The 12,949-nt window shown below is 66.9% G+C and carries 5 protein-coding genes; all 5 read right to left on the bottom strand.

Annotated features, from left to right (window positions below; genetic code table 11):
• Positions 1–4: 4 nt before the first annotated feature.
• Positions 5–436, bottom strand: a complete 432-nt coding sequence (gene gspG, locus FHY18_RS11555) for a type II secretion system major pseudopilin GspG (RefSeq protein WP_039426219.1) — start codon at positions 434–436, stop codon at positions 5–7.
• Positions 437–661: 225 nt separating this feature from the next.
• Entirely contained in the window at positions 662–1,879 is a 1,218-nt protein-coding gene (locus FHY18_RS11560; RefSeq protein WP_005988200.1) for a type II secretion system F family protein, read from the bottom strand.
• Positions 1,880–2,054: 175 nt separating this feature from the next.
• Complete coding sequence (gspE, locus tag FHY18_RS11565) at positions 2,055–3,782, bottom strand: type II secretion system ATPase GspE (RefSeq protein WP_259154982.1); 1,728 nt, start codon at positions 3,780–3,782, stop codon at positions 2,055–2,057.
• Positions 3,783–3,911: 129 nt separating this feature from the next.
• Positions 3,912–5,795 (bottom strand): diffusible signal factor-reguated S8 family serine peptidase, encoded by a 1,884-nt coding sequence (locus FHY18_RS11570; RefSeq protein WP_259155962.1) that lies wholly within the window; start codon positions 5,793–5,795, stop codon positions 3,912–3,914.
• Between the two features lie 217 nt (positions 5,796–6,012).
• A complete protein-coding gene (locus FHY18_RS11575) occupies positions 6,013–12,513 on the bottom strand; it encodes an ESPR-type extended signal peptide-containing protein (protein ID WP_259154985.1) in 6,501 nt (2,166 codons plus the stop codon).
• Between the last annotated feature and the right edge of the window lie 436 nt (positions 12,514–12,949).

Consider the following 12,949-nt stretch of genomic DNA (forward strand, 5'->3'; position numbering starts at 1 on the left):
GGGCTTATTGGTACTTGATGTCCGAGTCGTAGCTGCTGCCGCCAGGGCGGCCATCCTTGCCCAGGCTGATCAGGTCGAACGGCTGGCCATCGCCCGGCGCCCGGTACTCGATGGTGTGACCCCACGGGTCGTTGAGTTCCGCCGGCTTGGCGTACGGGCCCAGCCAGCCGCTGCTGCCGCCGGGCTGGGTGACCAGGTCATCCAGCTTGCTCGGCAGCTTGCCGGTGTCGAGCTGGAAGTTTTCGATCTTGCCGGCCAGGGTCTGGATCTGCGACTTGGCCAGATTGGCCTTGCCGCGATCGGCACCACCCAGCACACGGCTACCCACCAGGGTGAGCACCGCGCCGATCAGCACGATGACGATGATGATTTCCAGCAAGCTCATGCCGGCCTGGCCTGCGCGCGACGGACTACGGGTGATGGAGCGCTTGATCATGAACGATTTCCTTGCACGTCGATGAAGGATGCTGCCGCTACCAGATGACCCAGCGGCGATTGCATTGGTTCCCGCGTAGGTGTCGAGCGGTCACCGGAACGTTGTTGTGAAGACGCCACGCAAGTGAAAGCGCTGCGTGCGGTTAAGCCAGTGTACGAGCGATGCGGGCCGCTGCCGAGCCCCGCTTGCGCCCGCCTGGCTGCGCAGTCGTCTCGCCCGCCGCTCTCAGCCGATCGCATTGGTGAGGTCATACAGCGGTACCAGCACCGAAATGATGACAAGCCCCACCACCGACGCCAGGACCAGCGTGATCAGCGGCACCAGTGCCGCCAGCGCACGGTCGATCGCTTGCGCGGTTTCCAGCTCGAAGGTATCGGCGGTCTTGAGCAACATCGTATCCAGCGCACCGGATTCTTCGCCGACCTGGATCATCTGCAGGGCCAGCCGCGGAAAGCGCTTGCCGCGCGCCAGCGACATCGCCAGGCCATGCCCGTTCTTGACGTCGTCGGCCGCGTTGGCCACATCCTCGACCAGGGCCAGATTGGACATCACGTTGCGCGCGATGCCGATCGCCGCCAGCAACGGCACGCCGTTGCGCAACAAGGTGCCCAGGGTACGCGTCAGCCGTGCGGTTTCCAGGCGCGCGATCAGGCTACCGACCACTTTCTGGCGCAGCAGCCATTCGTCCAGGGATGCGCGGAAGGCGGCATTGCGCCGCTTGCGATCCAGCCATAACCCGAGCACGCCGGGCACCACGATCAGCACGAGCCACCAGTCGCGCACCAGCAAACCCACGCTCAGCACCGCCTGGGTGAACCACGGCAACGCGACATCCAGGCTTTCGTACATCTGCGCGAATTGCGGCACCACGTAGCCCAGTAGAAACAACAGCGCGCAACCGACCACCGCCAGCAGGATCGCCGGATAAATCAACGCGTTGATCACCTTGCCCTTGAGCGCGCGGCTGCGTTCCAGGTAATCGGCCAACCGTTGCAAGGTGTCCTGCATGCTGCCGCCGGCTTCGCCTGCACGCACCATGTTGATGTACAGCTTGGAGAACAACCCGTGCTGCCGCTCCAGTGCAGACGACAGCGGCGCACCGCCGCGCACGGTGTCGCGGATGTCGCCGATGACGCGCCGGCTTTTTTCGTCTTCCGGCAGATCCATCAGGATCGACAACGCACGATCCAGCGGCTGCCCGGCACCGATCAAGGTCGACAGCTGCTGGGTGAACTGCACCAGCGCCGCATTGTCGAACGGCTTCTTGCGCAGCAGCATGCGTAGCGACGGCGAATCGTTTTCGCCGGTGGCCAGCCGCGTTTCCACCGGCAGATGGCCCTGCTCCTGCAGACGCAGCGCCACCTCGGCATCGCTGCCCGCCTCCATCTGGCCGTCGAGCATTTCGCCGTGGGCGTCCAGGGCTTTGTAGCGGTACAGGGGCATCAGGATGGAAGGCCGGGATTCGGGAGTCGGGATTCGGGATTCGGTAAAAGCGCGATACCGCGCTGCGTTGGCGCGACTGGGCGCACCTGTGCGCGTGCGCGACGCGTTGCCGAGACCTTGCCCTGCTTATCTTCCGATGCTGAGCATCCGATGCTCATTGTGGCTCCGTTGACTCTCACGCATCCTCCGTCACGCGCAGCACTTCTTCGATGGTGGTTTCCCCGCGCAGGGCCTTGGACAGGCCGTCTTCGTACATGGTGCGCATGCCGGCCTTGCGCGCGAGCTGTTCGATCTCGCCCATGCCGGCGCGGCGCATCACCGCGCGCCGCAGTTCGTCGTTCATCACCAGGAACTCGACGATGGTGGTGCGGCCGAGATAGCCGGTCGGTGCAGCGGCCGAAGCTCGCGGGCGATACAGGTAAATCTCGCCATCGGGCTGCAGACGGCGCAGATCGAACTTGTCGATCTCCTCCGGCGATGCGGCGTAACGCTCGGCGTTGTCCAGGTCGAGCTTGCGCACCAGGCGCTGCGCCAGGATGCCGTTGATGGTGGAGGTCAGCAGGTAATCTTCCACGCCCATGTCGAGCAGACGGGTGATGCCGCCGGCCGCGTTGTTGGTGTGCAGCGTGGACAGCACCAGGTGGCCGGTGAGCGCGGACTGGATCGCGATGCGCGCGGTTTCCAGATCGCGCATTTCGCCGATCATGATGATGTCCGGGTCCTGGCGCACGATGCTGCGTAGCGCGTTGGCAAAATCCAGCCCGATCTGCGGCTTGGCCTGGATCTGGTTGATGCCTTCGATCTGGTACTCCACCGGGTCTTCGACGGTGATGATCTTCACGTCGGAGGTATTGAGCTGGCTCAGCGCGGTGTACAGCGTGGTGGTCTTGCCCGAGCCGGTGGGGCCGGTCACCAGCATGATGCCGTGCGGTTGCTCGAGCACCTTGCGGAACTGCGGCAGGAAGTCTTCGGTAAATCCCAGCTTGTAGAAATCGAACACCACTGTTTCGCGATCGAGCAGACGCATCACCACGCTTTCGCCGTGCGCGGTCGGCACGGTGCTGACGCGCAGATCCAGCTCCTTGCCCTGCACGCGCAGCATGATGCGACCGTCCTGCGGCAGGCGGCGCTCGGCGATATTGAGCTTGGCCATGATCTTGATGCGGCTGATCACCGCGGCGGTGAGCTTGGCCGGCGGGCTTTCGCCTTCCACCAGCACGCCATCGACGCGGTAGCGCACCTTGAGGCGGCTTTCGAACGGTTCGATATGGATGTCCGACGCGCGCAATTCCACTGCGTGCTGGATCACCAGATTCACCAGGCGAATCACCGGCGCTTCGGAGGCCAGATCGCGCAGCGCTTCGATGTCGTCGCTGCTGTTGGCATCGCCATCGGCGGTCTCGACGATGGTACCCATCGCACTGCGGCCCTGGCCGTACCAGCGCTCGATCAGATCGTCGATTTCCGAACGCAGGCCGACCTGCAGGAACAATGCACAGCCGGTGGCAAGACGCACTGCATCGATGGCGTAATCGTCGTACGGATCGGCGATCCACAGATCCAGCCGGCCATCGCGTTCGCCCACCGGGCACAGATGAAATTGTTTGAGGAAGCGCAACGACAGGCCCTGCACGTCGGGCAGCATTTCCGGCGGTGTATCGCCGAGTTGGCGTGCATCCACCAACGGCAGGCCGAGTACATCGGCGCAGGTCTCGGCATGATCGCGCTCGGACACCAGGCCCAGGCGGCCGAGCAGGGCCAGCAGGCCCATCCCGGATTCGGCCTGCAACTGGCGTGCGCGCAGCAGGTCGGAGTCCTTCAGACGACGGCGTTCAAGCAACGCTTCGACGATGCGCGTTTCCGCACTTCGATGCTCAATTGGATCGACGGCAACCGCGTTCACACTCGTCTCCACTGGTCCGGCGCCGACTGTAGCAGTTTGCCGCGACGATCAACCGCACGCATCTGAATCGTCCTGAAAAACAATGCCCCCGGTAATTGGCCGGGGGCATTGGTCACACTATTGCGCTACTTACTGTCGTGCAACGAGGGTCAGCTTCGCGTAATCGGATGCGCCTACCAGTTTGATGTAGTAGGTGCCCGCCTTCGGTGCAGTGAAACGGACGGTTTCGCTGTTGCCGGGACGCGTGGACTTGGCATCGAAACTGGTGGCGCTGGGCTCGGCTTCATAGCTGACGTACACCGACACATCGCCGGTACCGCCATAGGTCATGAAGCTCAGTACCGCACCGGCCTTGGCCTCGAAGCTGTACAGCGTGGAGCTGCCGTAGGTGCCGCTCAGACCGGCCACCGGCGCCTTGTTGGTCAGTGCGATGGCAGTCGGTGCGCAGGTCTCGGTGGCCGGATCGCACGGCTCCACCAGTACCGCTTCGAGCGCAGCCTTGGCATCGACGATGCCGCTGCCGATTGGGGTGCTGGCCGGCGGGGTCACCGGGAAGCGGCGGCTGGTCTGCTTGAGCAACGCCTCGACCGCAGCCGGAGTCAGCGGGCCGTCGCCCAGGCCGATCGCTGCGCTCTGCACCAGGGCCACGACGCCCGCCACGTGCGGGGACGCCATCGAGGTGCCGCCCAAGCCCATATAGGTATAGCTTCCCGAGGTCGGCGTGGTCGCACCGGTGTAGCCGGCCTGCCAGATGTAACCACCCGGGTTGCCGTCCACGCTGCCGCCGCCGCCGGGACCGGACAGGTCCACCTTGCTGCCGTAGTTGGAGTAATAGGTGATGCCGCCGGTGATGCGGGTGGCGCCCACGGTGATGGTGTTGTTGCAGCTGGCCGGCGAATGGTTGGCCGCATCTTCGCCGCTATTGCCCGCCGCCACGACCACGGTGGTGCCGCGCGACACCGCACCGTTGATGGCCAGCTGGGTGGCCGAATCGCAGGGCTCGCCCCCACCCAGGCTCATGTTGATCACCTCGGCCGGGTTGGTGTTGGCCGGCACGCCTTCGACCGTACCGCCGGAGGCCCACACGATGGCGTCGGCGATGTCGGAGGTGTAGCCGCCGCAACGGCCGAGCACGCGCACCGGCAGGATGGTCGACTTGGGCGCGACGCCGGCCATGCCGACGCCGTTATTGGTCGCCTCGGCCACGGTGCCGGAAACGTGGGTGCCGTGCCAGGAGCTTTCCTGGGCGACCGAGCCGCTGTAGCAGACGTTGTCGGCCTCTTCCCAATCGCCGTAATCCAGTGCACCCGGGACGCGGGCGTCGGTCGGGCGACGCGAGACTTCGGCGTCGGTGATGAAGTCGTAACCCTGCAGGAGGTTGCCGGCAAAATCGGGATGGCCCGGCAGGATGCCGGTGTCCAGTACCGCCACCACCACACCGGCGCCCTGCGACAGATCCCATGCGGCCGGCGCATTGATGCCGCCGTTGGGGTTGCTCAGGTGCCACTGGTACTGCGCATACAGCGGGTCGTTGGGAACCAGCTGCGGGCTCACATCGGTGGCGGCAACACTCTTCTTGATCTCGACCGGACGCAACATGCGGTCGATCTGCACGTCGGCGACGGACGGGTCGTTCCTGAGCTCGACGACCACCTTGTCCACCTGTGCGGCGGTGAGCGTGCTGGACAGCTTGATCAGGTCCGAGCCGATGCCGAGCTTGCGCACATACGTCGCCTTGGCGGCGGCTGCGCTGCTGCGTGCGCCGGTCGCGGCGCCGACCCGGCCGACCGCGGCCTGCACGGCATTGAGCTTGCTGCCGCGATCGGTCGCAGCGGCGGTGTTGTCCTTGTAGCGCACGATCAGGCGGCTACTGAATGGGGCGCCGGCCGAAGCGGACTGGGTCGGTTCCTTGACCAGCAGTTTCGGTGCGGCAGCCAGGGTGCCGGACGCACCAAGGGCCATCATCAGGATGGCGCCGGTCAGCGGGGTGAGGCGGAAGGTCTTGTCGATCACGGTGAAATCCTCTTCGTGTTTTTCGTGAATCAGGCTTGGAACGGGGTCGACAACACCGCGCAGCCGTGAGCCGGCCTGCGGCAGTTGATCGATCGCTCCTGGTACGGCCATCACTCCATGCGAATCCGTTGGCTGGCCTAGCCACGGTCCTTGCCCGCCCCCTCAGGCCTTACCGCGGCGGCGCAGCTCGGCGCCGCCGCGTTTGATGCAATCCGTGTTACCAGCCGAAACCGGCACCCACGCCGATCGAGCTGTCGTCGCCGCTCAGCGCACCGCCCACGGTCAACGTGGCGCGCGGGCTAATCGCACGCTGGTAGCCCACCGACAACGCCGATTCGCCGTTCTGGAAACCGACACCGGCACCGATGCGGTTTTGCGAGGCGATACCGGCCACGCTGGCGGACATGTTCAACATCGCCGAGCTCATCGCGCCCTGACGATCCAGGCGACGGTTCTGCCGACGCAGACGGTCCTCGATATCGCCCTGATAGCTTTCGAAGCTGTCGGCCATCGCGCTGTAGCGGCTGTCGGTGTAGCTGTTGGCCGCGGCAACGCCGCTGTCCAGCTGGCCCTTGTTCACCGCATCGGTGGCACGCGTACCGGCCGCCACATTGGCCACCTGCCGCTCGCCCCCGACGCTGCCCACCGACACCGTATTGGCGCGATCGGCCACCGAGCCCTGACCCAAGGCCACCGCACCTTGTGCACTGGCACGTGCGCCCTGGCCGATGGCGGTACCGGACGCCGCACTGACCTGCGCACCCTCGCCCATCGCCACCGCATTGGTCGCCACCGCCGCAATCTGCGTATTGGCACCCACTGCCGTGCTGCCGTCGGCATTGACGCGCGCATTACTGCCGATCGCGGTGTCGTTGGGGCCGTGCGCGTAGGCGCTGCCGCCGATCGCGGTACCGGTGACGTGGTTGGCCACTGCCGCGGTGCCGACTGCGGTGGAGGTTGCCGCCGGCGTGATGCTGCCGACCACTGCCGCCGTCGGGGTGCCCTGCACGCCGGCAGTCGCGGTGGCGGTGCCGACGTTGCTTGCTGCATCGCTGGCAGCGGGTGCAGCGACAGCCGGCACCGCGGCGGTACGCAGCGACGTGGTGCCGGCAACCGCAGTGCCGCCACGTGCATCCAGTTGGGTGACCTTGGTATCCAGCGCGGTCAATGCCGCGCCCACGTTGTTGTAGCTGGCGCCCTGAATCACGTAGGTCGGCGCAACGAACACGCCTTGCGCGCCGATCGCCGCGCCGCCGCCGAGGAAGCTGGCGGCATTGCTGAGCGACTGGAACAACTGACCGCCGTTGATCGCGTCAAGGCTGGCATCGGCGATCGCGCCGGCGCCCACGTTGACGATGCGGCGCGTGGCCGGACCGCCGCGGCCATTGCCGCTGCCCACCGACACCGTGTTGGCCTCGTAGGTGCGCGAACCCGAGCCCAACGCCACCGAATCGGCGCCGGTTGCGCCGGCATTGGCGCCCAAGGCGACGCTGTTGACCGCACTCTGGCGGACAAAGGAGTTGTAGCCCAGCGCCACGCTCTTCTCGCCGATGGCGTTGGTCTGCTGACCCATCGCGGTGCTGTTCGTGCCGCTGGCGCTGCTGTCCACGCCCACCGCGCTGGCACCTGCGCCGCTGGCGCTGCTGCCGGCGGCAATGGCGACACTGCGTGCACCGCTGGCAGTGGCACCGGCACCTGCGGCGGTGGCGCGATCACCGGTTGCCACGGCCACGCCGGTGCCGGTGGTCTTGACCATGCCACTGGTGGTTTGCACATCGGCCGCCAAGGCATCGAGCTGCCCCTTGTTGACGGCATCGCTGGCGGCCTGGCCGTCGCTGACATTGACGATGCGACGCGTCGCCGGACCGCCGCGGCCATTGCCGCTGCCCACCGACACCGTGTTGGCATCGTAGGTGCGCGAGCCCGAGCCCAAGGCCACCGAATCGGCACCGCTGGCACCGGCATTGGCACCCAGGGCCACTGCATTGCTGCCGCTTTCGCGCACGAAGGAGTTGTAACCCAGCGCCACGCCGTTTTCGCCGATGGAATTGGTCTGACGGCCCATCGCGGTGCTGTTCACGCCACTGGCGCTGCTGTCCACACCCATCGCACTGGCACCGGTTGCCGAGGCGCTGCTGCCGGAGGCAATGGCAACGCTGCGTGCGCCGGTGGCGACAGCGCCGGAGCCGGCAGCCGTGCTGCGCTCGCCGGTTGCGGTGGCCACTGCATCGCCGGTGGTCTTGAACTTGCTGCTGGTGTTCTGCACATCGGCCGACACCGCATCCAGCTGGCCCTTGTTGACCGCATCGGTCGCCGCCTGGCCATCGCTGACGTTGACGATGCGACGCGTCGCCGGACCGCCGCGCCCGTTGCCGCTACCGATGGACACGGTGTCGGCTTCGTAGGTACGCGAGCCCGAGCCCAAGGCCACCGAATCGGCACCGGTTGCGCCGGCATTGGCACCCAGGGCCACGCCGTTGACCGCACTCTGGCGAACGAACGAGTTGTAGCCCACCGAGACCGCGTTTTCGCCGATCACATTGACCTGGCGGCCGACACCGGTGCTGTTGACGCCGGTGGCCGACGCATCCACGCCGATCACGCTGGCGCCGACCGCATCGGCGCGGCTGTTGCCGCCCAGTGCGAGCGTGTTGTTGGCCAACGCCGCAGCGCTCTGCCCCAATGCGGTGGCATTGGTGCCGTCCGCATACGAGTTCCAGCCGATCGCGGTGGTGTAGTCGGCGGTTGCCCACGCACCCGCACCGAAGGCGGCCGCGCCGGTTCCCGAGGCACGTGCCGGGATGAAGCCGAAGAACGTGCTGCCGCCGACCGCAACGCTTTCGTCGCCGGTGGCTTCGCTGAACTCACCCACGGCCACCGCGCTGGCGCCGGAAGCCAGCGATGCGGCGCCGACGGCGGTGCTGTAATCGCTGGACGCCACCGCGCCGTAACCCAGGGCCGACGACAGCCGGCCGCTGGATTCGCTGTAACCGCCAAATGCCGCACTGCCGACGTTGGAGGCCGCACTGCGGAAGCCTGCGGCAGTGGCCTGGTTGTCCGATGCCACCGCCTCGCTGCCGAGCGCAGTGGTGTAGGTGGAACTTGCCTGCGCACCCGCGCCGTTTGCGGTGGCACCGATATCGCCGGCCAGCGCATTGCTGCCGAACGCGCTGCTGTTTTCGGCCAACGCCTGCGCGTTGTTGCCCACCGCAGCGGCACTGGCGCCGCTGGCCAACGCATCCAAGCCGACGGCGGTGGCCGCATCGGCCACCGCCTGTGCACCTGCGCCCAATGCAGTGGTGCCGGTACCGGTGGCGTTGGCGCCCTCGCCCGCGGCCAATGCGTTATCGCCTTCGACATACGCGCCGGCATCGCTGCCGTCGCTGCCGCTGGCCTGGAAGTACTTGCTGGTGGCTGCACCGGCTTCGGCAACCGCGTTGAGCTGGTCCAAGTTCACCGCATCGGTGCCCTGGGTACCGGCCGCCACGTTGGTGATCTGGCGCTCGTTGCCGGCGCTGCCCACCGACACCGCAAAGTCGCGATCGGCGACCGAGTCAGCGCCCAGGGCCACGCTGCTTTCGCCGGTGGATTCGGCGAAGTTGCCCAACGCGGTGCTGTTGAGGCCCGGCGCCCACGCGGCGCCACCCACGGCGGTGGAGAAATCGCCGGAGGCTTCGGTCGGCAAAAGGCCGAGCAAGGCGCCGCCGACCGACACGCTGTTGTAGCCGCTGGCCACACTGCCCTGGCCGGCGGCAACGCTGTAGGCGCCAGTGGCGGTCGCGTCGCTACCCACGGCAAGCGTGTTGGAGCCACTGGCGGTGCTGAAGTTGCCTAGCGCGGTGCTGTTGAAACCGCTCGCGGTGGAATAACCGCCGACCGCAGTGGCGTAATTGGCCGTCGCCTGTGCGCCGAAGCCGAGTGCCGCGGCGGTGGTGCCGTCGGCGACGCTTTCTGCGCCGATTGCCGTGGCCGATTCGCCGCTGGCGCTGGCGAAGTAGCCCAGCGCGGTGGATTCGCTGCCCTGCGCCTCGCTCAGCGCACCGACCGCCAGCGACCCATCGCCATATGCGCCGGCCGCTGCACCCAGTGCAGTGCTCTGCGCACCGGCCGCTTCGCTCTCGCCACCCACGGCCACGGCATAGTCGCCGCTGGCCTGGCTGAAGGCGCCGTTGGACACACTGCCGAAGCCGCTGGCTGCAGCGTTGTAACCGGCGGCATTGGCGTACTGCGCCGTTGCGCTGGCGCCGCTGCCGATGGCCACTGCACCGATCGCGGTGGCATTGCTGCTGGCACCGAAGGCGCTGCTGTAATCGCCATCCGCGGTGGCATTGGAACCGGCCGCCGTTGCATCTTCGCCCTGGGCGACGGCAGTGCCGTCGCCGGTCCCGGCATACAGCCGCGCGGTGGTTTCGGCGGTGCCGGCCACTGCGTTGAGCTGATCCAGATTCACCGCATCGCTGCCTTCGGTACCAGCAGCGACATTGGTGATCTGACGCTGGCCATCCACGCTGCCCACGGACACCGTGTTGGCGCGGTCGGCAACCGAGTTGGCACCCAGCGCCACGCTGTTGTCGGCCGATACACTCGTCGATGCGCCGACCGCAACCGAACCGTTGCCCAGCACGATGGCGGTGTCGCCGATTGCGACCGAGGCATCGCCACCTGCGGCCGAGGTGATGCCGACAGCGACGCTGCCCCTGCCATACGCGGTGCTTTCCGCGCCGATCGAGGTGCTGGTGTCGCCGAACGCCACGCTGGCAAAACCCAATGCGGTGGATTCAAGCCCGTTGCCGATGCTTTCGAAACCGACCGCAGTGGCGCCGCGACCGAAGGCCACGCTGGTGCTGCCAAGCGCGGTGCCGTAGAACCCCGACGCGGTGCTGTCTGCGCCCAGCGCAGTGGCGTAGCGGTCGCTGGCGATGCTGTTGAAACCCACCGCCGTGGCGTTGTTGACGTTCGCAACTGCACCGCTGCCAACGGCCGTGGTGTTGATGTCCGATGCAATGCTGCTGGACCCCAGCGCCGTGCTGTAATCGGCCAGCGCCGACGCATTGGAACCTGCCGCAACGCTGTCCACGCCTTCGGCGATTGCAGCGCCCTCGCCGGTGGCCACGAAGGTGCGCGCGGTGGTGGATGCGACATCGGAAACGGCGGTGAGCTGATCGAGATTGACCGCATCGGTGCCTTCGGTACCGGCAGCGACGCTGGTGATCTGACGTTCTGCGCCGGCCGCGCCAACCGACACGGTATCGGCGCGCGTGGCGACCGAATTGGCGCCGAGCGCCACCGAGTTGGCGCCGCGTGCGGTGCTGTAGTAACCCAGCGCCGTGCTCAGCTCACCGCTGGCCCAGGACTCCGGACCGACTGCGGTTGCGCCTTCGCCCGGTGCATAGGCGAAGTAGCCCACCGCCGTGGCTTCGGTTCCCGACGCCTCGCTCAGCGTGCCGACGGCGGTGGTGTAGGTGCCCGATGCGATCGCACCGGCGCCCAGCGCAGTGGACGCCTCGCCACTGGCCTGGGTCTGCACGAAGAAACCCAACCCGGGAATCAGATCCACCGGCCCGCCCACGGCGGTGCTGCTGGTACCGCTGGCGCTGGTCTGGGTACCGACGGCAGTGGCGTAATCGCCACCGGCGTTGGCCACCGCACCGAATGCCGATGCCTGGGCACCGGCGGCATACGCGCCGACGCCGAACGAGGACGCCGCGAACCCATCGGCATTGGCGCTGGCGCCGACCGCCGTTCCGCCAACACCGGCACTGGTGGCACCGGTGGTGACCGGCACCCCGCCGTTGGTGACCAACGGTTGGCCGTCTGCGTCGACCGCAGCGCCGCCCACGGCCACGCTGGCCGGACCATTGGCCTGTGCGTTATGGCCGAACGCTGCGCTGTTCTGACCGGAAGCGAGTGCGTTGGCACCCACGGCCGTCGCGTTCTCGGCCACGGCATTGGCGCCGGTGCCGAGCGCGGTGGTTGCAGTACCGACGGCATTGGCGGCATTGCCTGCGGCCAATGCGCTGTCGCCTTCGACATAGGCGCCGACGCTGTCGTCGCCCGGGCTTGCCTTGAAGAACAGCGCGGTGTCTTCGGCCACATCGGCCACATCGCGCAGCTGCGCCACGTTGACCGCATCGGTGGCGTTGATGCCGGCACCGACGTTGGTGATGCGGCGCGTTGCAGGGCCACCGCGCCCATTGCCGCTACCGACCGACACCACGTCGTCTTCGTGGGTGCGCGAGCCTGCGCCCAGCGCAACCGAGTTGGCACCGGTGACGCCGGCATTGGCGCCCAACGCCACGCCGTTGACGCCGGCCTGGCGCACAAAACTGTTGTAGCCGATGGCCACGGCGTTTTCGCCAATCGCGTTGGTCTGGCGACCGATCGCGCTGCTGTTCACGCCGCTGGCGCTGCTGTCGGCACCGGTGGCGACGGCGCCGGTGGCGCTGGCCTTGCTGCCGGCACCGATGGCGGTCGCCTTGGCGGCAGGTGCGGAGGCGCCGCGGCCGACTTCGACCGATTGCGCGCTGGCGGGAAGCGGGGTGGCCAATCCGGCGCCACCGAGCGCCAGGGTGATGGCGGCAGCCAGTGCCAGGCTTTGGCGGCGGTCGATGAGCGAGGCTGGAGCAACGGCTCCGGGGCTGTCACCGCTGGCCAGTTCCGAGGCCACGGCCCACACGCCCAATGATTTGTTCCAGACCTTGCGATAAATCCGATTCATCGACGTACGACTCCTGAGTTGTTGGGACTGGTTTTTGGCGAGCGCCCACCCTCGGAAGGCCTTTCGGCCACGCGATTCCCCGTGGTTGTGCGCGCTATGGGCCTTGCGGCGATGGGCGGCTTGCGCCTGCACCCCGGGTAGTCAAAAAGTGAACGCTACCCAACCATAGAACTGCGCAAAGTGTTAACAGCCGTCAAATCAGGCGTCAAGTTTTTGACAGAAAGCGAAGATATGAGTGTTTTCCGTCACACTTCTGCTTGCGTTTATTAGATTTTTGATAATTGTTTGGAAAACAGCGACCTAGATCATGTCTCGCGAGACATTTCGAAGCTGAATAGCCGTGCCCATGACGGACAAAAAAGCCCGCTGGCGAGACGCCGGCGGGCTTGGTTGCGCAAAAACGCAGCAAGAATGGGTCAGACGGCAGGTCAGTCCC

This window comes from Xanthomonas sp. 3793 (genome assembly GCF_024806835.1).
Taxonomy (GTDB): Bacteria; Pseudomonadota; Gammaproteobacteria; order Xanthomonadales; family Xanthomonadaceae; genus Xanthomonas; species Xanthomonas arboricola_F.